Origin of the sequence: Pseudomonas oryzihabitans (assembly GCF_007665395.1) — a bacterium.
Taxonomy (GTDB): domain Bacteria; phylum Pseudomonadota; class Gammaproteobacteria; order Pseudomonadales; family Pseudomonadaceae; genus Chryseomonas; species Chryseomonas psychrotolerans_C.
The window spans coordinates 403213-424028 of record NZ_VDND01000004.1; the positions used below are offsets into that span (position 1 = coordinate 403213).

Sequence of the window (20816 nt, forward strand, 5' to 3'; positions counted from 1 at the left end):
ACAATGTGCCGTGGCGCGATTACCCCCGGTGGCAGCGAACGGCTATAATTCGCCGTTTTTGAGGCGAGGCGGGCCTGCAGCGGCCTCGCGAAACCCCGGCGAACCCCTGGTTACGCCCTGTACAGAGGCTTTACCTGTGTCCCTGACCGTCCTTGGCCTGTCCGGCGCCCTCAGCCACGATCCCTCCGCCGCGCTCTACATCGACGGCAAGCTGATCGCCGCGGTGGAAGAAGAACGCTTCGTGCGCGACAAGCATGCCAAGAACCGCATGCCCTACGAATCGGCCAAGTTCTGCCTGGAGCAAGCCGGGATCACCCCCGCCGACGTCGACGTGGTGGCCATTCCCTATGCGCCCATCAGTCTGTTCGGCGAGGCCCGCTGGCACTACGCCAAGCGCTACGCCTATGCCCCGGATCGCGCCCTGGACGCCATCCTGTTCGGCAATCGCCGCTACCACCGCTACCGCAAGCGCATCGAGTGGTGCCTGGTGCAGCTCGGCTTCGACCTGAAGAAGGTCAAGCTGGAAGCCGTCGAGCACCACCTGGCCCACGCCTCCAGTGCCTACCACTGCTCGGGTTTCAGCGAGAAGACCGCGATCCTCGGCATCGACGGCAAGGGCGAGTACGCCACCACCTTCTTCGGCTACGGCGAGAACGGCAAGATCCACAAGATCAAGGAGTTCTACGATCCGGACTCCCTGGGCGGCCTCTATGGCGCCCTCACCGAATTCCTCGGCTTCGAGATGCTCGACGGCGAATTCAAGGTCATGGGCATGGCGCCCTATGGCGATGCCAGCAAGTACGATTTCTCGCGCCTGGCGAAATTCGAGAACGGCGAGCTGATCATCAATACCGACTACGCTAACGTCATCGGCTTCCGCCGCTACAAGGAGAAGGGCAAGGGCTACTACTTCTCGCCCAAGCTGATCGAGTGGCTGGGGCCCAAGCGTGAAGGCGACATCGCCGACGATCCCTACATCCACTACGCCGCCAGCATGCAGGCGCTGTTCGAGCGGCTGGCGCTGGAGATGATGGACTACTACCTGGGCGACATCATCAAGCAGACCGGCAAGCTCGCCTTCGCCGGTGGTTGCGCGCTCAACGTCAAGCTCAACCAGAAGATCATCGCCCGCCCCGAGGTCAAGGAGCTGTTCGTCCAGCCCGCCTCGGGTGACGCCGGTACCGCGGTCGGCGCCGCGGCCTACGTCTCCCATGCCCGCGGCGTGCCGGTGGAGAAGATGGAGCACGTCTATCTCGGCCCCGGCTACAGCAACGAAGACGTCATCGCCGCTTGCGCCCGGCATCCCAATGCGCCCAAGTGGCAGAAGATCGAGAACATGCCCCAGCGCATCGCCGAGATCATGGTGGCCGGCAATCCGGTGGCCTGGTTCCAGGGTCGCCTGGAATTCGGCCCGCGCGCCCTCGGCGGTCGCTCCATCATCGGCTGCCCCAGCGTGCCGGGCGTGGCCGACCGCATCAACGCCCAGATCAAGTTCCGCGAGCGCTGGCGGCCGTTCTGCCCGTCGATGCTCGACACCGTGGCACCGCAGATGCTCAAGGTCGACCATCCCTCGCCCTTCATGACCTTCACCTTCGAGGTCAACGACGAGTGGAAGAGCCGGGTGTCCGAGGTGGTCCACGAGGATGGCACCTCCCGCGCCCAGGTGCTGGAGCGCCGCCACAATCCGCGCTGGTACGACCTGATGCTGGAGCTGGAAAAGCTCACCGGCAACGGCGTCTCGCTCAACACCTCGCTCAATCGCCGCGGTGAACCCATGGTCTGCTCGCCCACCGACGCCCTGAACATGTTCTTCGGCTCGGACCTGCAGTACCTGATCATGGAAGACATCCTGGTGGTCAAGGAGGGCGCCGGCCTATGACGCGTTCCGCCGAACCGCGGGTGCTGCAGTTCTGTCACGGCTATGACGGTCCCTTCCTCGACTGCGCCCGCCAGACCGCCAGTCTCTTCGCGGACAGCGGCTATCGCGTCACCACGGTGTTCCTCACCGGTACCGCCGATGCCGAGGTGGCTGCCGGCTGTGGCAGCGACGAGGTACTGTTCCTCGAGTATTCCTCGCGCGACGTGCGCGGCCTCAAGCTCGGCGCCATCCAGGCGCTGCGCGAGATCGTCCGTTCGCGGGGCATCCGCTTCGTCATCGCCCATCGCTTCAAGCCGATCTGGATCGCCTGCCTGGCTACCAACCTGCCGGTGATCGGCGTCCACCACGCCTTTGGCGACTATGATCGACTCGGCCGACGGCTGTTCGCCAAGCTGATGAGCAAGCGCCTGACCCTGCTGGCCGTCTCCGACGCGGTGCGTGACGAACTCCGCCAGCGCCTCAAGGACTGGCCGGCCGAGCGCATCGAGACCCTCTACAATCGCCTGGACGTCGAGGCGGTGGAGCGCGAATTGCTGCCGGCCGACCAGGCCCGCGCCGAGCTCAAGCTGCCCCAGGACGCCTGGATCGTCGGCAACGTCGGCCGCCTGCACCCGGACAAGGACCAGGCCACCCTGCTGCGCGGCTTCGCCGCCGCCCTGCCGACCCTGCCGGCCAACGCCCTGCTGGCTATTCTCGGCAAGGGCCGGCTGGAAGAGGACCTCAAGGACCTCGCCCGCGAGCTGAACATCGCCGACCGGGTGCTGTTCCTCGGCCAGGTGGAAGGCGCCCGGCGCTACTTCAAGGCCTTCGACGTCTTCGCTCTGAGTTCCGACCACGAGCCCTTCGGCATGGTCCTGCTGGAGGCCATGGCTGCCGGCGTCCCCCTGATCGCCACCGCCTGCGGTGGCGCCCGCGAGATCGTTGAAGGCGTCGGCTTCCTGTTCCCCCTGGGCGATGCCGAAGCCCTCGGTCAGGGCCTGCAGCACCTCGGTCGCCTGGCGCCGAGCCAGCGACGCGCCTGCGTGCAGCACATGCGCGAGCGCCTGGCCGAGCGCTTCTCCGACGAGGCCGTACGCCGCGACTTCTGGCGCCTGCCGATGGTCGCCGCCTTCAAGGCCCCGGCGCCGTGAGAGTCCTGTTCCTGGTCCAGAAGGAACAACGCATCCTGCTGGACCACTTCTATGCCAGCATCGCCGCCCAGTGCGACTGCGACCTGCGCTGGCTGAGCGACGCGGAGCAGGCCGATCTGCGCGGCTATTTCCGCCGCGCCGTGCCGCAGCCCGAGCAATACGATCGCATCCTGCTGTTCCTGAGATTCAAGAAGCAGCTCAAGCAGATCGTCTTCATCCGCAGCCTGCCCAATCTGGTCGAGCTGGAACACGACGCCTACCAGAACTTCATCCCCTGCAAGTACACCGGTAAGTTCAGCCGCTACTACCGGGCCATGCCCCACGTCCGGGTGCTGGTCTCGGGCGCGGGCGTGGCGCGGCGGCTGCAGGAGGAGGGGGTGGATGCCGTCTTCGTGCCCAAGGGCTACGACGACAGTCGCCTGCGCGACCTGGGCCTGGAACGCGACATCGAGCTGGGCTTCGTCGGCAGCCTCGGCAGCGTGGCCTACAGCGGACGCCGGCAGTTGCTGGAAGACCTGGCCAAGGTCGAGCCCCTGCTGATCACCAAGACCCGCTCGGGCGATGAATACCTGCAGACGCTCAACCGCATCCGCTTCTTCATCGGCGCCGACGTCGGCATGGGCGAATACATGATCAAGAACTTCGAAGCCATGGCCTGCGGCTGCCTGCTCTTCACCTTTGATCAGGGCGAAGAGGAAAACCGGGCGCTGGGCTTCGTGGATGGCGTCAATGTGGTGCTCTATCGCTCGCTGGCGGAGTTGCGGGAAAAGCTCGCGGGACTAAGGGCGGACCCCGCGCACGCCTCGGCCATCGCCAAGGCGGGAGAGGCCCTGGCGCGTCACTCTTTCGCCTTCGGCCACTTGGGTGAACGCGTGGTTTCGGCTATAACCCCTGCGCTGCGGCCGGCGGTCGCACCGGGGTTCCTGCAACGCCTGCTGGCCAGGCTGGGACGCTGATGCGGCGCCCAAGGCCCAGCTTTCGACTCACCTGGCAGAAAGGGTAGAACGTGCAGTTTTCCGCCGACAGCGACATCTCCCTGGTCGTCACCAGCTGCGGGCGCTTCGACCTGCTCACGCAGACGCTGGCGACCTTCGACGAATTCAACACCGCGCCCATTCGCCGAGTCTTCATCACCGAGGACTCCGGTGACGAGCGGGTGCGCGACTGCATCCCGGCGCACTGGCGCGAGCACACCGAGTTCATCGTCAACAATCCCAAGCTCGGCCAGATGCGCAGTGTCGACGCGGCCTACGCCCGGGTCGAAACGGCCTGGATCTTCCATTGTGAAGACGACTGGGCCTTCTATCGGCCCGGCTTCATCGAGGATTCCCAGGCGCTCTTGGAGGCCGATCCGCAGGCGTTGCAGGTCTGGCTGCGCAGTCACGCCCATGACCTGGCGATCCACAGCCCCTACGTCTATCTCAAGCCGCGACAGGTGCACGCGGGTATCGCCTTCCACGAAGTCGGCTCGCACAAGGCCGAATGGCAGGGTTTTTCCTTCAATCCCGGTCTGCGTCGGCGTGCCGACTACCTCCGGCATGCGCCCTATGGTGAGCTGACCGGCGAGAAGGAGCTGTCCCGGCGCTACGCCGAGGAGCACCGGCACGCGCTGATCCTGGAAAACGATGCGGTCTTGCATACCGGTTTCGGCCAGCACGTGATCAGCGAGAAAGACCGCGAAGACAAGTGCAGGCGCCGTCGCCTGGACCGCATCAAACTGGCGCTGGCCTTCCTGGTCGGTGCACTCCTGGGAGCCCTGCTGTGGTGACACCCGTGCTCGATCGGCTGCAGCACAGCCGCTATTTCACCTTGGCGGTACTGGTGTTCCTGGCCGCCTACCTGTGCATTCCCGTCGCCAAGTGGATCAACAGCTACTACTACGCGGCGATCGCCCTGCCGGCGCTGGTGCTTTTCGTCCTACGGCCGCGGGTGATCGATTGGCGTTCCCCGCTCCTGCTGCTCTGGCTGGTGTTTCTCGCCTGGTTCATCGTGCCCGGCGCACGGGCGGAGGAGGGGCAGTTCTTCAAGCACATCCTCTATGTGCTGCTGTTCGTCTTCACCGTGGCCTGCCTGGTCGATGGCGATTTCTTTCGCCGGCCGGGCTTCGTGCGGCTGGCCTTCTGGATTCTCTGCGCCTACGCCGTGGGCTCCAGCCTGGTCTTCTGGCTGACCGGCCACTACGCCGTCGGCCAGAGAGTCATCCACCTGCCCGGACGGATCGCCAATCCCATCTATGTGAGCATCTGGATGGTGTGCCTGGGAGGACTCGCTGCACCCACCTGGATTCGCGAGCGGCGCTGGGGCGAATTGCTGGCGGCGGTGGTGATCACCATCGTCGGCATCTCCTTCGCGCTGCAGACCCGCACCGGCCTGGTCGGGATCGTCTTCCTGGCTGCATTGGGCGTGCTCTTCGCCTTTCCGCGGTTCCCGCTGCGCACCCTGGCCTTCGTCGTCCTGGTCAGCGCCCTGATCGCCGGGGTGGTCCAGGTGGTACACACCGAGGCCTGGTTCGTCGCCTTCTGGGGACGGGCCGATTCCGGTCGCATCGAGCTGTTCCACTTCATGATGAAGGATTGGCAGGCCTGCGGCTGGTGGCTGGGTTGTGGCCTGGGCTATCAGAGCCATGACCTGCTGCATGGCACCGAGGCCATCCAGCATCCGCACAACATCTTCGTCTCCTTCGGCATCTACACCGGGCTGGTCTCGCTGCTGATCTTCGCCGTGCTGATGCTGGCCACCCTGGGCGCGGCGCTGCGGCAGCGCGATCCCTGGGGCCTCTACCTGGTGGTGGCCCTGCTGATGCTCAACTTCGACGGAGCCAAGCTGATCGGCAATCCGGACGAACTGTGGCCGCTGGTGCTGTTGCCTGCGGCGATGATCGCCGGGGCCGAGGTGCAGCGCCGCCGCAAACTGGCGCTGGGGCAGCCGCTGCCGGTCTAGTTCTGCAGTTGGCAGTCGAGGTCGCGCCAGTCCAGCGGCTGGCGGCAGGCCTCGGCATAGGCTCGCAGGAAGGGCTCGCGGCCCGGCGCGAACAGCCAGTCGCGATCCTCGTCGTAGCGCAGCAGGTGATGGAAGTTACGCACCCGCAACCGTAGCGACAGGCGCCGCGAATGGCAGCGCAGATCGGCGATGTCGATCAGGCCCAGTTCGCCTTCGGGCGTCAGCACCACGTTGCCCAGGTGCAGCGAGCGGAAGTAGACGCCCCCGTCGTGCAGGCCGGCGATGAAGCGGCCCAGGGCCGGACGCAGTGTCTCGGCCTGCGCCGAGCCGCGCAATTGGCGCAGGGTGGCGCCGGGCAGCGGGCTGTAGTGGACCAGATCGCGCTGCAGCGAGGCGGCGCGGTAGACCGCCAGCACCGTCGGGCAGGGAATGCCGCGTTCCGCCAGCTGACGAGCGTTGTCGGCGAATCGTTGGGCGTAGGGGAACAGGGCGGCCGAGGTCAGCAGCCGCTTGCGGCGAAACAGCTTGAGGTAGCTGCCATCGGTGAGGCGCAGGACCTTGTCGCCGTGATGATCGGCTTCCACTACCTGGGCGGCGTCGCGCAGTTCGAGATAGCGCGAATGTTCGAGAGGCTTCATGCAGGACCCGTCAACGTCAGGGCGTGCATGTTACCCGATGGTGGCGGGCTGTGAAGTGACCCTTACTACCTAACCACCCGCTTGTTGCTAGAATCGATTTTTTGCCGGCACCTTTACATGCGTCCAACACGCCAACTCCTGTATTTCGTCTACGGCGGTGCCCAGGCCTATCGGCAGGAGCTGAAATTCAGCCTGCTCAGTGCCTTGCACTGGCGGCAGGGCCAGGACATCGCCATCCGTATCCTCACCGATCGGCCGCAGGACTATCGCGGCTGGCCGGTGGACGTGCTGCCCGTCGAGGGGGCGACGCTCAAGGCCTGGCAGGGGCAACACGGCTATCTGCATCGCAGCAAGGCCTGCGCCATCGCCTGGGCGTTGCCAGCCGCCGACAAGACCCTGTTTCTCGACAGCGATACCGTAGTCCAGGCGCCGCTGGCGTCACTGTTCGACGGTATCGACAGCGGGCGCGGGCTGATGGACATCGAGGAGTGGCCCTGGCGCAAGGCCCGTACCCGTCCGGAATTCGCCCGTTTTGCCGCCGCCCTGGCCGCGCGTGGCCAGGCGCCTGCGGAAGAAACCCGGCTCTATAACAGCGGCGTCTGCGGTCTGGCGCGGAGCCATCTGCCGCGGGTCGAGCGGGCCATCGCCCTGATCGACGACTGGCGTGGCCACGACGAGGAGGTCCATACCCTGGAGCAGATCGCGCTGTCGTTCAGCCTGGCGGATCTGGCCATCGGCGAGGCGCGCGGACCCATTCGCCACTACTACGCGGAAAAGCGCTTCCTGCACTTCATGCTGGCGCATTTCTTCGAGCGCTACGGTGAAGACTATTCGTCCGAACTCCAACGCCACTGGCAGGAGGTGCCCCTGACCAAGCCCCTCCCCGACGTCTGGACCCGCTTGCGGGTGAAGTGGCAACTGGCCGGACTGGACAAGCAGCGGGCGAGCCTGGGCCGCAAGCTGCTCTATGGCTGCCTGGCGCCCCAGGACAGCTACGCCCAGGCCTGTCGCCACGTCTGGTGGGAAAGGGCGTTGAGCGAGCGCCTGGGGGGCGGCGACCGCCAGGCCTTCGCCGAAGGTATCTGGCCGAACGACCTGCCACGCCCGCACCTGGCCGACGAAGCCGGCGCGGCGCTCGACTACCTGCGCACCCGGGTGCGCAGGTAGCACCTCTTCAGGACTCTCTCTGCATGCGAACCCTTTTTCTCGTCGTGCTCTACGGCTTGCGCCCGCGGGATTCGGCCACCTTGCGCAGCGTGCTGGCCCAGCCCGTCGCCAGCCTGCCGGCGGACAGCGGCCTGCTGGTCTGGAACAACGGCCCCGAGGCCCTGGACGAGGCGGAGCGCCAGATCCTGCTGGCTGCGCCAGGCTGGACGCAGGTAATCATAGTGGAGGACCTCGGCAATCCCCCGCTGAGTCGGGTCTACAACCAGGCCTTGCAGCGGGGCGCCGAGCGCCTGGTGATCCTCGACCAGGACACCGTGGTGGACGGTCGCTATCTGCAGGCCCTGTCACGGCAGGCGGAGTTGCTGGTGCCCCTGGTGCTGGGCGCAGGGGCCATCCGCTATCCCCATCAGCACAAGGCGGTGGTGATCGAGGAAGGCCCGCTGGATCCCCAGGCCACCGTGACCATCAGCTCGGGACTCTGCCTGTCACGAGACCTGGCCGAGCGCCTCGCCGCGCGCCATGGCGATGTCTTCGACGAGAGATTCGCCCTCTATGGGGTCGACGTGTCCTTCTTCCTGCGGGTCCAGGCGCTGGCGCGAGAAGAGCCAGTGGAGCTGCTCTGCGCCGGGATGCTGGACCATTCGCTGTCCGAGCTGGAAACCGAAACCCCGGCCCAGCGGCGTTTTCGCGACATCGAGAAGTTCTATGTCGCCCTGCTGCTGCGCCTGCACTACAAGGGCGCCTCCCGCGGCAAGGTGCTGCGCTACCTGGGGCGGCAGCTGCTGGGCAATCGCCTCTATCTGTATGGCGTGCTGCCGCGGATGCTGCGGACCATCTTCAGCGGCCGTCATCCCCGGGCGTAAGGCCCGGTAGCGGGCGGATCACAGGCGCTTGAGGCGCAAGGGCTTGCCCGGCGCATCCAGTACCTCCAGGCGCCAAAGGTCCTTGAGGTCGGCGAAGGTGGCGATGAGCGGTGGCATGACGGCTGTTCCAGGGCGGGGGAGGGGCAGCCTAGCGGAAAATCCCCGCGCTGGGTCAGCGGCGGGTGCGTGTTAACATGGCGCTTTTGCGTCACGACGAGACCATGAGCCAAGACTCCCCTGCGCAGACTTCCAGTCTGAAGATCTATTTCCGCCTGCTCGGCTATGTGCGGCCCTACATTGGCATGTTCGCCCTGAGCATCGTCGGCTTCCTGATCTTCGCCTCCACCCAGCCGATGCTGGCCGGCATCCTCAAGTACTTCGTCGATGGCCTGAACAATCCCAATGCCTCCATGTTCCCGGGCTGGCCGCTCATCGGCGGCCTGCACCTGGTGCAGGCGGTGCCGCTGATGATCATCCTGATCGCCGCCTGGCAGGGCGTCGGCTCCTTCCTCGGCAACTACTTCCTGGCCCGGGTTTCCCTCGGCCTGGTGCACGACCTGCGGGTGGCGCTGTTCAACCACATGTTGCGCCTGCCGAATCGCTACTTCGACGCCAACAATTCCGGCCACCTGATCTCGCGGATCACCTTCAACGTCACCATGGTCACCGGCGCCGCCACCGAGGCGATCAAGGTGGTGATCCGCGAAGGCATGACCGTGGTCTTCCTGTTCGCCTCGCTGTTGTGGATGAACTGGAAGCTGACCCTGGTGATGGTGGCCATCCTGCCGCTGATCGCCCTGATGGTGACCAGCGCCAGCCGCAAGTTCCGCAAGCAGAGCAGCAAGATCCAGTCGGCCATGGGTGACGTCACCCACATCACCTCCGAGGCCATCCAGGGCTATCGGGTGGTGCGCAGCTTCGGTGGCGAGCGTTACGAGCAGCAGCGTTTCCTCGATTCCAGCGTCGCCAACACCGACAAACAGCTGACCATGACCAAGACCGGGGCGGTCTATACGCCCATGTTGCAGCTGGTGATCTATTCGGCCATGGCGGTGCTGATGTTCCTGGTGCTCTGGCTGCGCGGCGAGGCCTCGGCCGGTGACCTGGTGGCCTACATCACCATGGCCGGCCTGCTGCCCAAGCCGATCCGTCAGCTCTCCGAGGTCAGTTCCACCATCCAGCGTGGCGTGGCCGGCGCGGAAAGCATCTTCGAGCAGCTCGACGAACCCGCTGAGCGCGACGAAGGCCGCGAGGAGCGCGAGCGCGTCCAGGGGCGTCTGGAAGTGCGCAACCTGACCTTCCGTTACCCGGGCACCGACAAGGCCGTGCTGGAAGGCATCGACTTCGTCGCCGAGCCCGGCCAGATGGTGGCCCTGGTGGGTCGCTCCGGGAGCGGCAAGTCGACCCTGGCCAATCTCATCCCGCGCTTCTACCAGCACGAAGAGGGCGAGATCCTCCTCGACGGCCTGGAGATCCAGGACTACCGACTGACCAACCTGCGCCGGCACATCGCCCTGGTGACCCAGCACGTCACCCTGTTCAACGACAGCGTCACCAACAACATCGCCTATGGCGACCTCGCCGGGGCGCCCATGGAGGATGTCCAGGCAGCAGCCGAAGCGGCCTATGCCGACGAGTTCATCCAGCGCCTGCCGCAGCAATACGATACCCAGGTCGGCGAGAACGGCGTGCTGCTGTCCGGCGGTCAGCGCCAGCGGCTGGCCATCGCCCGGGCGCTGTTGAAGAATGCGCCGCTGTTGATCCTCGACGAGGCCACCTCGGCGCTGGACACCGAATCCGAGCGGCATATCCAGGCGGCGCTGGACCGCGTCATGCAGGGCCGGACCACCCTGGTGATCGCTCACCGCCTCTCCACCATCGAGAAGGCCGACCTGATCCTGGTGATGGACCATGGCCGCATCGTCGAGCGTGGCAGCCACGGCGAGCTGCTGGCGTTGAACGGCTACTACGCCCGCCTGCATGCCAAGCAATTCGAGGAGGTCGCACCCGCGGCACCGGCGTCCCATGCTGAATAGAGTGCGTTTCTGGCGTGAACGCGGCTGGACCGCGATCTCCGCCGCCGACTATGCCGCCACCTGGCAGCGTCATGGCGGCAGCGTCGCCACCCACCCCGAGGTCATCGCCCGGCTGGCCGAACTGGCCGGTATCCCGGTGCGCTACCTGGGCTGGGCCGGCGCCGATGGCTGGCAGGCCGCGGTGCCCTGCTGGGGCCGCGAACTGGCACTGTCCCGCGCGGTGCTCAAAAAGCGTCGCCAGCGCGCCCTGTTCGACCTGGGCAATGCCGAGATCATCCTGCCCGCCGCACCGGGGGCCGCGGCCCCCCTGCGCCAGCGGGCCCGCTACCTGTCGCCGCTGTGCGACGAGCGCTTCGCCGGGCTGCGCCGACAGAGCGAGGAACTGGCCATGCTGCGCGAGCCGGAGGCCTGGTCGAAGAAATTCCGCTACAACCAGCGACGCGAGCAGCGCCTCTTCGAAGACGCCGGCGGCCGCGCCCTGCCCATGGCCGAGCTGGACAGCGCCGAGCAGGCGCGGATCTATGCCGAGCTGTTCGAGGCGCGCTGGGGCTTCGAGGTGCCGGGCAAGGCGCGGCTGGCCGAGGTGTTCGCCCTGCTGCGCGACTTCATGACCGGTTCGGTGCTCATGCTCGGCGAGCGGCCGGTGGCCATCCAGGTGCTCTACCGGGTGGAGGCGCCGCAGTGGCTCAGCGTCGAGTACGTCAATGGCGGCGTCGATCCCAGCTGCAGCGACCTCAGTCCGGGCAGCGTCCTCACCTATCTGAACACCCAGGCGGCCTGGCAGGATGCCCGCGCCCTGGACAAGGCCCTGCGCTACTCCTTCGGCCGCGCCGATCGCGACTACAAGGACCGGTGGTGCCACCGCGTCACCGTCTTCGAGAGCTGAGATGACCGCCCGCAAACAAGCCCTGCTCAAACGTCATCGCCGGCACAAGCGGCTGGCCCTGCTGGTCATCGCCGTGCTGCTGCTCGGCTGCCTGGCGTTGGGGCCGTGGTGGAGCGCGCCGTTGCTGGCGCTGCTGGTCTGGGTCGGGCATGAAGCCTGGTTTGCCGATCATCTCTTCTACTCGCCGCGCGACAGCTACCAGTACCAGTTTCCTGCCGACACCCTGGTCCTGGGCCTGCATCTGCAGCAGGGCCGGCTGGCCGCGGTGGAGTTGCCGCCGGGCGAGCTGACGCTGTTCCTGGAGTGCCGCCTGCGCGCCAACTGGCTTGGCCGCTTGCTCGACCCCCAGGTGCGGTTGCGCGCGGGCGACGAAGGCGATCGCCAGGACTTCGAGCGCGGCGTGGCCGGGCGGCGCTATGTCAACCTCAGTGGCTATGCCGAAGCCCTGCGGCGTGGCGAGCTGCAACTCTGGACCCGTTTCTGCCGCCTGCAGGGCGAGTTGCGCCTGCATGTGTTCGCCCAGCCGGACTTCACCAGCAAGCGGGTTATGGTCATCGCCCCCCACGCCGACGATGCCGAGCTGGCCGCCTTCGGTCTCTACAGCCAGGCCCGGGAGACCAGCATCGTCACCCTGACCCAGGGCGAGATCGAGGCCGAGTATTACCAGCGCCTCGGCCTCGACCGTCAGGCCGCCGCCCGGCTCAAGGGCCGGCTGCGCACCTGGGACAGCCTGGTCACCCCGCTGTGGGGTGGGGTGCTGCCGGAGCGTTGCTTCCAGCTGGGCTACTACTGCCTGCAACTGCCGGCCATGCGCCAGGCGCCGGATCAAGCCTGCGGCTCCCGCGAGTCCGGCGAGAGTGACATCCGCAGCGCGCGCCGCTACAACGCCTTCGACTTGCCCGGAGATGCCGACGGTGCGCCCACCTGGCACAACCTGGTGGCCGATCTGACCGCACTGCTGGAGCACTTCCGCCCCGAGGTGGTGGTGCTGCCGCATCCGGAGATCGATCCCCATGCCGACCACGTGGCCAGCACCCTGGCTCTGCGCGAGGCCCTGGCCGCGAGCGACTGGCAGCCCGAACTCGAGTTGCTCTACGCCAACCACCTGCACGACAACGATCGCTGGCCCATGGGCCCGGCCGAGGGCGGCATCGCCCTGCCGCCGGCCATCGAGACGCCGGCGCCCCTGGTGCCCTGGAGTCCGCTGCTGACCCCCGAGCGGCGGCTGGACAAGGCCATGGCCCTGGGCCTGCAGCATGACCTGCTGGTGCCGCTGCCGGCCAAGAAGCGCCTGCGCCGGGCGATCCAGTGGCTGCTGGCCGGACGCCGCTGGCCACGTACGGGGGAGGACGAGTTCTTCCGCAAGGCCGTGCGGCGTCACGAGCTGTTCTGGATCAACCGCCGTACACCCTGATGCCGGCTAATGCCGCTGGTAGGCGCTTCCGGGGCGCCCTGGCCCCTATGCTATGATCGCCGCCATTTTCGCGCTTTGGAGCCTGTCCCTATGAAGCTGACCATGCCTCGCTTCGATCTCGCGCCGGTCCTGGTGGTCGGCGACGTGATGCTCGACCGCTACTGGCACGGCACCACCTCGCGGATCTCCCCCGAGGCGCCGGTGCCCGTGGTGCGGGTCGACCAGCACGAGGATCGTCCCGGTGGCGCGGCCAACGTCGCCCTCAACATCGCCGCCCTGGGCGCGCCGGCCTATCTGGTCGGTGTCACCGGCCAGGACGAAGCTGCCGATGCCCTCACCGACAGCCTGAGGGCCGCCCACGTGCAGGTGCGCTTCCAGCGCATCGCCCAGCAGCCGACCATCGTCAAGCTGCGCATCATGAGTCGCCACCAGCAACTGATCCGCGTCGACTTCGAGGAACCCTTCGACACCGATCCCCAGGCGCTGGCCTCGGACACCGCCGCCATGCTGGCCGGGGTCAAGGTGCTGGTGCTGTCCGACTACGGCAAGGGCGCGCTGAAGAACCACCAGGCACTGATCCAGCTGGCCAAGGCGCGCAACATCCCGGTGCTGGCCGATCCCAAGGGCAAGGACTTCTCCATCTACCGGGGCGCCAGCCTGATCACCCCGAATCTGTCCGAGTTCGAAGCCATCGTCGGCGTCTGCGCCGACGATGCCGAGCTGGTCGCCAAGGGCAACGAGCTGATGGCGCGCCTGGACCTGGGGGCTCTGCTGGTGACCCGTGGCGAGCACGGCATGACCCTGCTGCGTCCCGCTCAGCCGGCCCTGCACCTGCCGGCCCGCGCCCGCGAGGTGTTCGATGTCACCGGCGCCGGCGACACCGTGATTTCCACCCTGGCGGCCGCCCTGGCGGCTGGCGAGGAGCTGCCCCAGGCGGTGGCCCTGGCCAACCTGGCCGCCGGCATCGTCGTCGGCAAGCTGGGTACCGCCGCCATCAGCGCGCCCGAGCTGCGCCGCGCGGTGCAGCGTTCGGAAGGCTCCGAGCGCGGCGTCCTCTCCCTCGAACAACTGCAGCTGGCCATCGAGGACGCCCGCGCCCATGGCGAGAAGATCGTCTTCACCAACGGCTGCTTCGACATCCTCCACGCCGGTCATGTGACCTACCTGGAACAGGCGCGCGCCCAGGGCGATCGCCTGATCGTGGCGGTCAACGACGACGCCTCGGTCACCCGCCTCAAGGGCCCGGGTCGCCCCATCAACAGCGTCGACCGGCGCATGGCGGTGCTGGCCGGTCTCGGCGCGGTGGACTGGGTCATTCCCTTCAGCGAGAACACCCCCGAACGGCTGCTGGAGCAGGTGCGCCCGGATGTGCTGGTCAAGGGCGGCGACTACAAGAGCGTCGAAGAGGTGGTCGGCGCCCAGATCGTGCAGGGCTACGGCGGCGAGGTGCGCATCCTCGGCCTGGTGGAGAACAGCTCCACCACCGCCATCGTCGAGCGGATCCGCAACCGCACCTGAGCGCGGACTCTCGGGTTAAGCTGGCGCAGAACCGCTACGGAGCTGCGCCATGACCTCGACGCCCCTGCTGATCCTTGGTACCCGGACCGATGGCCAACCGCTGGGTCATCCCCTCAAGCTGGCCAACCGCCACGGCCTCATCGCCGGCGCAACGGGCACCGGCAAGACCGTGAGCCTGCAACGCCTCGCCGAGGCGTTCAGCGACGCCGGCGTCGCCGTCTTCGCCGCCGACATCAAGGGCGATCTCTGCGGCCTGGGTGCGGCCGGTGCGCCCCAGGGCAAGCTGGCCGGGCGCATCGCCGCCCAGGGCCTGCCGCACCAGCCCCAGGCCTATCCGGTCACCCTCTGGGACGTCGACGGCCAGAGCGGCCATCCGCTGCGCACCACCCTGAGCGAGATGGGCCCGCTGCTGCTGGGCAACCTGCTGGAGCTGACCGACAGCCAGCAGGCCGCCTTGCACGCCGCCTTCAAGGTGGCCGATCGCGAAGGCCTGCTGCTGCTCGACCTCAAGGACCTCAAGGCGGTCCTCAATCACCTGCGCGAGCAGCCCGACGCCCTGGGCGAGGACCGCGCCCTGTTCACCGGTGCCTCGGCCCAGGCCCTGCTGCGCCGCCTGGCCACCCTGGAGCAGCAGGGCGCCGAGGCCTTCTTCGGTGAGCCGGCCCTGCAGCTGGAAGACGTGCTGCGCCCCGAGCCCGATGGCCGCGGTCGCATCCACCTGCTCGATGCCAGCCGCCTCGTGCACGAGGCGCCCAAGGTCTATGCCACCTTCCTGATCTGGCTGCTGGCCGAACTCTTCGAGCAATTGCCCGAGCGCGGCGATGCCGACAAACCCGTGTTGGCGCTGTTCTTCGATGAGGCCCATCTGCTCTTCGGCGATACCCCCAAGGCGCTGCGTGATCGCCTGGAGCAGGTGGTACGGCTGATCCGCTCCAAAGGCGTCGGCGTCTACTTCGTCACCCAGTCGCCGGCCGACCTGCCGGACGCCATCCTGGCCCAGCTGGGCCTGCGCATCCAGCACGGTCTGCGTGCCTTCACCGCCAAGGAACAGAAGGCCCTGCGCGCGGTGGCCGACGGCTTCCGCCCCAATCCGGCCTTCGACAGCCTGGAGGTGTTGACCGAGCTGAGCATCGGCGAAGCCCTGGTGGGTAGCCTGGAAGATAAGGGCACCCCGGCCATGGTCGAGCGGGTGGCCATAGCGCCGCCGCAATCGCGTGTCGGTCCCTTGAGCGAGGCCGAGCGCCAGGCGCTGATCCGCCAGTCACCCCAGGCAGGGCGCTATGACCGGGCGGTGGATCGGGAGTCGGCCTACGAGATCCTGCGTGATCGTCAGGCCGCGCGGGTACCGGCGCAGGCACCGGTGGCCGAGCAGACGAAAACGGGGCAGGGCAGCGCCCTGGGCGATCTGGTGGGCGAACTCGCGGGCAATGCGATCAAGAGCGCGGCGCGGCAGGCGGCCAATCAGCTGGGGCGCCAGCTGGTGCGGGGATTGCTGGGTTCGCTGCTGGGCGGCAAGCGTCGCTAGGCGCTCGCTCAGCTAAAAAAAGACCCCGCCGAGGCGGGGTCTTTGGGGTGCGCGACGCGGTCGTTACATGCGCGGGGCGACCGGGTTGGCGTCGTTGGAAATGGTCACTTCCACCCGACGGTTCAGGGCGCGATCGGAGGCATTGCTGTTGCTGGCCACCGGGAAGGCCTTGCCGTAACCGCGGGTCTGGATGCGGCTAGGCTCCACGCCGGCGCTGATCAGCGCGGTCTGGATGGCCTGGGCGCGACGCTCGGAGAGCTGCTGGTTGTAGGCATCGCCGCCGACGCTGTCGGTGTAGCCTTCGACGATCACCTTGCGCTCGGGATTCTGCTTCAGGTAGTCGGCCAGCTTCTGGGCGTTGGCGTAACCCTGGGGCTTGAGCTCGGCCTTGTTGAAGTCGAACAGCACGTTGCCGAAGGTCACCACGGTGCCACGGTCGGTCTGCTTGGCCTGCAGGGCGTCCTGCAGCTGCTTGAGCTGGGCGGTCCGGGCGTCCAGGCGGGCCTGGGTGCGCTCGGCGTCGACGTTCTGCATCTGGGCTTCGGTCATGCGCAGCTTGATGGTCTGCATGGCCGTCTGGATGCGCTGGTTGGTCAGGTAGGCCAGCTGGTCGACGGTCTTCTCGTTCTCACCGTCCTTGTAGGCCTTCTCGGTCTTCTGCAGCCAGGCACCGGCGTCCTTGGTTTCCAGGGCGGCCAGTTGGGCGGCCTGCGGCTGGGATTCCAGGGCCGAATAGTCGGACTTCGCCTGTTCCAGGTTGGGGTTGGGCGGGGTGGAGCAGGCGGCCAGGGCCAGGCTGAGCAGCGACACGGCAGGGATCAGAATATGTTTACGCATGGTGGTCATCCTTTGAATTCGTGAAGGTAAGAAGGAGCGGGTCTCTTACTGCTGGACCTTCTTCTGCAGATTCTGCTGGAGCTGCAGGTTGATCTGACCTTCCTCACGGATCTGCTGGATGCTGTTCTGGGCATCCTTGAGCGCGGCGTCGGCCTTGGCGGCCTGGGTCTTGCGGGTGGCCAGGCGGGCATCCCACTCGGCCTGTTCGGCCAGTTGCTTGGCTTCAGCGTACTTCTCGTTGGAGAGGGCGGTTTGCGCCTGGGTCCACTTGTCCTGCGCCGACTTGGTCTCGATGGGCGCGTACTGGTTGCCACCGGAGCTGACGGCCTCGTTGACGGCGGACTGGGTCACGGCCATCTGGGCGGTCGGCGGATTGCCGGCGCAACCGGCCAGCAGCAGCGAGCTACCCAGGGCGAGGGCTGCAAGTTTCAGGGTGCAGGCTTTGGAGAAGGACGTTTGGGCAGTGGCACTCTTCATGGATTCAAGCTCCGTTGTTGATCCGAAAAGCGCGCCGCCGGCATGGGCGAGGCGGGCGCCTGGTCATTGAAAGCCGCACGTGGAAGCAAGCCCTGCCCGTTCCTTCGAGGTCCATGGGCGGGTGCTGTCAGACAGCCCTCGTCCAGCGCTGCGGTCTGATCTTGTGACCGCTCATCCGCCAAAAATGTTCACTGGCTATCGAATTTCGCCCTGGCGCCGAGGCCCTTCGCAGAGCGGTAGCTCTGTAGGTAAAGGTGCAGGTCGGGGCCTAGGCGCCCGCTTCCGCCTGCAGCCGGTGCAGGTGCTTGCGCGCCAGTTCGAGGAAGCGCGGGGTCGTTCCGGCGTCCGCATACAGCGGGTCGCCGAGCTCATCGGTGGCCAGCACCTCTTCGCCCCTGACGTAGGGAAAACTGGCTTCCAGTTCCTCGAAGGCGGCCGCCAGCAATTCGCTCAGCAGGGCTTCGGGCGTACGCTGCGGATAGAGCTCGCGCAGGGCCTCGAGCCGGGCCGCGGTCTCCAGCTCCAGGTCGAGGCGATAGCTGCGCGTGGTGCTGGGGGTGGTGGCCTGCTGCTCCCATTGGTGAGCGAGTTCGCGAATCTTCATGGGGATCTCCCGTGGCTTAGGCAAAGGTCGGATATTCAGGTCGAGCAAGCCTGGGCACCCTGCGAAGACCGGGGGCTTGCAACCAGGGCAGTAGGGTGCTGTCCTCTGCGCTAGACCGCAGTGGTGGCCCTGAGGTCCGAACCGGTACTTTCGAGAAGCAGGAAATGGTGGAAATCGACGTTCGTCTGCGCGAGCAGGTGCGGTTGCTGGGCGATCTGCTGGGGCAGACCATCGCCGATCAGCATGGCGCAGCCTTTCTCGACAAGATCGAGCGGATCCGCAAGGGCGCCAAGGCGGCGCGCGGCGGTTCCGCGGAAGGGGCGCGCCAGCTCGGCGACACCCTGGATACCCTGGCCGAGGACGAGCTGCTACCGGTCGCCCGGGCCTTCAGCCATTTCCTCAACCTGGCCAACATCGCCGAGGAATACCACCGTGTCCGGCGCCGTGGCGAAGACGAGCCGCCGCCCTTCGAGCAGCAGGTGCTGCCCGAGTTGCTGGAGCGCCTGGGCGCCGCCGGGCACTCCGGGACCGACTTGGCCGCGCGGGTGGCGGCGCTGGACATCGACCTGGTCCTGACCGCCCACCCGACCGAGGTATCGCGGCGCACCCTGATCCAGAAATACGACGAGATCAGTGCGCAACTGGCGGCCCTCGACCATCGCGACCTGACCTCCGCCGAGGTGGCCGCCATCGAGGCTCGTCTGCGGCGCCTCATCGCCGAGGCCTGGCACACCGAGGAGATCCGGCGCCAGCGGCCGACGCCGGTGGACGAAGCCAAGTGGGGCTTCGCGGTGATCGAGAATTCGCTCTGGCAGGCGATACCCAGCCTGCTGCGCCAGCTGGACGCTTGCCTGCAGGAACGCACCGGCCAGCGGCTGCCGCTGACGGCGGCCCCGGTGCGCTTCTCCTCCTGGATGGGCGGCGACCGCGACGGCAATCCCAACGTCACCGCCGCCATCACCCGCGAGGTGCTCCTGCTGGCGCGCTGGATGGCCGCCGATCTCTACCTGCGCGACGTCGACCGCCTGGCCGCGGAGCTGTCCATGCAGGCGGCGAGTCCGGCCCTGCGCGAACAGGCCGGCGATCACCCCGAACCCTATCGTAAGGTACTCAAGCTGCTACGCGAGCGGCTGCAGATCACCCGCAGCTGGGCGGCCCACGCCATCACCGATCCCCATGCCGGCGCCCGTCATATCCTCAGCGACAACGCCGAGCTGATCGCCCCGCTGCAGCTGTGCTACGACTCCCTGCAGCACTGCGGCCTGGGCGTCATCGCCGACGGTTCCCTGCTCGATACCCTGCGTCGCGCACGCACCTTCGGCCTCTACCTGGTCCGCCTGGACATCCGCCAGGACGCCGCGCGCCATGCCGCGGCCCTGGCCGACATCTGCCGCTACCTGGACCTGGGCGACTATGCCGCCTGGAGCGAGGCGCAGCGCCTGGAATTCCTGCGCGGCGAACTCGGCAGTCGGCGTCCCCTGCTGCCGCTGGACGCCGAACTCGCGGCCGATACCCAGGAGGTGCTCGCCACCTGCCGGGTGATCGCCGCCTCACCGCCCGATGCCCTGGGTTCCTATGTCATCTCCATGGCCGGCGCGGCGTCCGACGTCCTCGCCGTGCAGCTGCTGCTGCGCGAATGCGGCGTCCGCCAGCCGCTGCGCGTGGTGCCGCTGTTCGAGACCCTCGACGACCTGGATCACGCCGGCACCGCCATCGCCAGCCTGCTGGACCTGCCGGACTACCGCGAGCGCCTGGCCGGTCCGCAAGAGGTGATGATCGGCTATTCGGATTCGGCCAAGGACGCCGGTACCCTGGCGGCGGCCTGGGCCCAGTACCGGGCGCAGGAGGCGCTGGTGGAGATCTGTGCCAGCCGCGGCGTGGAGCTGCTGCTGTTCCACGGCCGCGGCGGCACCGTCGGACGCGGCGGCGGCCCGGCCCATGCGGCCATCCTGTCGCAACCGCCGGGCTCGGTGGCGGGGCGTTTCCGCACCACCGAGCAGGGCGAGATGATCCGCTTCAAGTTCGGTCAGCCGGCCATCGCCGAACAGAATCTGGCGCTTTACCTGGGTGCGGTGCTGGAGGCCACCCTGTTGCCGCCGCCGGCGCCCGAACCGGCCTGGCGCGAGCAGATGGATCGCCTGGCCCGCGACAGCCTGCAGTCCTATCGCGGCGTGGTCCGTGAGGATCCGCATTTCGTCACCTATTTCCGCCAGGCCACACCCGAGCTGGAGCTGGGCCGGCTGCCCCTGGGCAGTCGCCCGGCCAAGCGTCGCGAGGGCGGCGTGGAAAGCCTCAGGGCCATTCCCTGGATCTTCGCCTGGACTCAGACCCGCCTGATGCTGCCCGCCTGGCTCGGCTGGGAGGCGGCGCTGGAGCAGGCCGAGCGGCGCGGCGAGTCGCCGCTGCTGCGCGAGATGCGCGAGCGCTGGCCGTTCTTCCAGACCCGTATCGACATGCTGGAGATGGTGCTGGCCAAGGCCGAGGCCGAGCTGGCACGGCTGTACGACGAGCGCCTGGTGGACGCCGAACTGCAGGTGCTCGGCAGCCAGCTGCGCGAGCGACTGCGCCAGGCCGGCACCGCGGTGCTGCGCCTGACCGGCCAGCAGGAGCTGCTCGAACACCACCGGGACACCCTGGTGTTCATCACCGTGCGCAACACCTATCTCGATCCGCTGCACCTGCTGCAGATCGAGCTGCTGGCCCGGGCGCGGGCGGCGGGCGAAAGCCAGCCGGCGGCGCTGGATCTGGCCCTGCTGGTGAGCGTGGCGGGGATCGCCGCCGGCCTGCGCAATACCGGCTGAATAGACTGTGGCGTCTGCCGGGGCCGGCTCGTCTGGATGGCCGGGCACCTGCGACGCTTGGTAACTTGTGCGGCCAGGGGGCGCTGTGTATGGTTGGTCCC

The 20816-nt window shown here is 67.5% G+C and carries 17 protein-coding genes; 13 read left to right on the plus strand and 4 right to left on the minus strand.

Translation table 11 applies throughout. From position 1 onward, the window contains the following. The first annotated feature begins 136 nt into the window (after window positions 1-136). From FSV73_RS11885 to FSV73_RS11905, 5 genes are read left to right on the plus strand one after another with little or no spacing between them, the layout of a single operon-like run. Window positions 137-1879, plus strand: coding sequence for a carbamoyltransferase family protein (locus FSV73_RS11885; RefSeq protein ID WP_145007951.1), 1743 nt, complete (start codon window positions 137-139; stop codon window positions 1877-1879). Then, window positions 1876-3009, plus strand: coding sequence for a glycosyltransferase (locus FSV73_RS11890; RefSeq protein ID WP_145007953.1), 1134 nt, complete (start codon window positions 1876-1878; stop codon window positions 3007-3009). Before FSV73_RS11885 ends, FSV73_RS11890 begins: the two co-directional genes overlap by 4 nt. Then, the gene (locus FSV73_RS11895; protein ID WP_145007955.1) at window positions 3006-3965 is read left to right on the plus strand and encodes a glycosyltransferase; all 960 of its coding nucleotides are present in this window, start codon (window positions 3006-3008) and stop codon (window positions 3963-3965) included. Before FSV73_RS11890 ends, FSV73_RS11895 begins: the two co-directional genes overlap by 4 nt. Before the next feature lie 50 nt (window positions 3966-4015). Further along, entirely contained in the window at window positions 4016-4777 is a 762-nt protein-coding gene (locus tag FSV73_RS11900) for a glycosyltransferase family 2 protein (protein WP_145007957.1), read from the plus strand. 5 nt (window positions 4778-4782) lie between these two features. Further along, window positions 4783-5949, plus strand: coding sequence for an O-antigen ligase family protein (locus FSV73_RS11905; RefSeq protein WP_145007959.1), 1167 nt, complete (start codon window positions 4783-4785; stop codon window positions 5947-5949). Here the strand turns inward: FSV73_RS11905 and FSV73_RS11910 are convergent. Further along, window positions 5946-6587, minus strand: coding sequence for a lipopolysaccharide kinase InaA family protein (locus FSV73_RS11910; protein WP_145007961.1), 642 nt, complete (start codon window positions 6585-6587; stop codon window positions 5946-5948). The genes FSV73_RS11905 and FSV73_RS11910 overlap by 4 nt on opposite strands. A gap of 117 nt (window positions 6588-6704) precedes the next feature. On the opposite strand from FSV73_RS11910, the gene FSV73_RS11915 reads away from it, so the two are divergent. From FSV73_RS11915 to FSV73_RS11950, 7 genes are all read left to right on the plus strand, one after another. Then, the gene (locus tag FSV73_RS11915) at window positions 6705-7754 is read left to right on the plus strand and encodes a hypothetical protein (protein ID WP_145007963.1); all 1050 of its coding nucleotides are present in this window, start codon (window positions 6705-6707) and stop codon (window positions 7752-7754) included. A 23-nt stretch (window positions 7755-7777) separates the two neighbouring features. After that, window positions 7778-8617 (plus strand): glycosyltransferase family 2 protein, encoded by an 840-nt coding sequence (locus FSV73_RS11920; RefSeq protein ID WP_145007965.1) that lies wholly within the window; start codon window positions 7778-7780, stop codon window positions 8615-8617. Window positions 8618-8838: 221 nt separating this feature from the next. Further along, a complete protein-coding gene (msbA, locus tag FSV73_RS11930; protein WP_145007967.1) occupies window positions 8839-10653 on the plus strand; it encodes a lipid A export permease/ATP-binding protein MsbA in 1815 nt (604 codons plus the stop codon). Further along, window positions 10643-11539: a GNAT family N-acetyltransferase gene (locus tag FSV73_RS11935; protein ID WP_145007969.1), complete on the plus strand. Its 897-nt coding sequence runs from the start codon at window positions 10643-10645 to the stop codon at window positions 11537-11539. The genes msbA and FSV73_RS11935 overlap by 11 nt, the downstream gene beginning before the upstream one ends. 1 nt (window position 11540) lies before the next feature. After that, window positions 11541-12953 (plus strand): PIG-L deacetylase family protein, encoded by a 1413-nt coding sequence (locus FSV73_RS11940; RefSeq protein ID WP_145007971.1) that lies wholly within the window; start codon window positions 11541-11543, stop codon window positions 12951-12953. A 90-nt stretch (window positions 12954-13043) separates the two neighbouring features. Next, window positions 13044-14471, plus strand: coding sequence for a bifunctional D-glycero-beta-D-manno-heptose-7-phosphate kinase/D-glycero-beta-D-manno-heptose 1-phosphate adenylyltransferase HldE (gene hldE, locus FSV73_RS11945; RefSeq protein WP_145007973.1), 1428 nt, complete (start codon window positions 13044-13046; stop codon window positions 14469-14471). A gap of 49 nt (window positions 14472-14520) precedes the next feature. After that, on the plus strand, window positions 14521-15996 hold the full coding sequence (locus tag FSV73_RS11950) for a helicase HerA-like domain-containing protein (RefSeq protein ID WP_145007975.1): 1476 nt from the start codon (window positions 14521-14523) through the stop codon (window positions 15994-15996). A 63-nt stretch (window positions 15997-16059) separates the two neighbouring features. On the opposite strand, the gene FSV73_RS11955 is transcribed toward FSV73_RS11950, so the two are convergent. The 3 genes from FSV73_RS11955 to FSV73_RS11965 all read right to left on the minus strand — a co-directional run bounded on the left by FSV73_RS11955 (window position 16060) and on the right by FSV73_RS11965 (window position 17914). Next, entirely contained in the window at window positions 16060-16833 is a 774-nt protein-coding gene (locus tag FSV73_RS11955; RefSeq protein WP_145007977.1) for an OmpA family protein, read from the minus strand. A 45-nt stretch (window positions 16834-16878) separates the two neighbouring features. After that, the gene (locus FSV73_RS11960; protein ID WP_145007979.1) at window positions 16879-17310 is read right to left on the minus strand and encodes a DUF4398 domain-containing protein; all 432 of its coding nucleotides are present in this window, start codon (window positions 17308-17310) and stop codon (window positions 16879-16881) included. Window positions 17311-17578: 268 nt separating this feature from the next. Then, window positions 17579-17914 carry a pilin assembly protein gene (locus tag FSV73_RS11965; protein ID WP_145007981.1) on the minus strand — a complete coding sequence of 112 codons (336 nt, stop codon included), beginning with the start codon at window positions 17912-17914 and terminating at the stop codon, window positions 17579-17581. Between the two features lie 164 nt (window positions 17915-18078). On the opposite strand from FSV73_RS11965, the gene ppc reads away from it, so the two are divergent. After that, entirely contained in the window at window positions 18079-20715 is a 2637-nt protein-coding gene (ppc, locus tag FSV73_RS11970) for a phosphoenolpyruvate carboxylase (protein WP_145007983.1), read from the plus strand. Window positions 20716-20816: the final 101 nt, after the last annotated feature.

Coding starts and splice junctions, on each gene's coding strand:
- FSV73_RS11890 (WP_145007953.1), top strand. CDS start 1,876: ATGACGCGTTCCGCCGAACCGCGGGTGCTGCAGTTCTGTCACGGCTAT.
- FSV73_RS11920 (WP_145007965.1), top strand. CDS start 7,778: ATGCGAACCCTTTTTCTCGTCGTGCTCTACGGCTTGCGCCCGCGGGAT.
- ppc (WP_145007983.1), top strand. CDS start 18,079: ATGGTGGAAATCGACGTTCGTCTGCGCGAGCAGGTGCGGTTGCTGGGC.
- FSV73_RS11960 (WP_145007979.1), bottom strand. CDS start 17,310: ATGAAGAGTGCCACTGCCCAAACGTCCTTCTCCAAAGCCTGCACCCTG.
- FSV73_RS11915 (WP_145007963.1), top strand. CDS start 6,705: ATGCGTCCAACACGCCAACTCCTGTATTTCGTCTACGGCGGTGCCCAG.
- FSV73_RS11965 (WP_145007981.1), bottom strand. CDS start 17,914: ATGAAGATTCGCGAACTCGCTCACCAATGGGAGCAGCAGGCCACCACC.
- hldE (WP_145007973.1), top strand. CDS start 13,044: ATGAAGCTGACCATGCCTCGCTTCGATCTCGCGCCGGTCCTGGTGGTC.
- FSV73_RS11935 (WP_145007969.1), top strand. CDS start 10,643: ATGCTGAATAGAGTGCGTTTCTGGCGTGAACGCGGCTGGACCGCGATC.
- msbA (WP_145007967.1), top strand. CDS start 8,839: ATGAGCCAAGACTCCCCTGCGCAGACTTCCAGTCTGAAGATCTATTTC.
- FSV73_RS11940 (WP_145007971.1), top strand. CDS start 11,541: ATGACCGCCCGCAAACAAGCCCTGCTCAAACGTCATCGCCGGCACAAG.
- FSV73_RS11955 (WP_145007977.1), bottom strand. CDS start 16,833: ATGCGTAAACATATTCTGATCCCTGCCGTGTCGCTGCTCAGCCTGGCC.
- FSV73_RS11950 (WP_145007975.1), top strand. CDS start 14,521: ATGACCTCGACGCCCCTGCTGATCCTTGGTACCCGGACCGATGGCCAA.
- FSV73_RS11910 (WP_145007961.1), bottom strand. CDS start 6,587: ATGAAGCCTCTCGAACATTCGCGCTATCTCGAACTGCGCGACGCCGCC.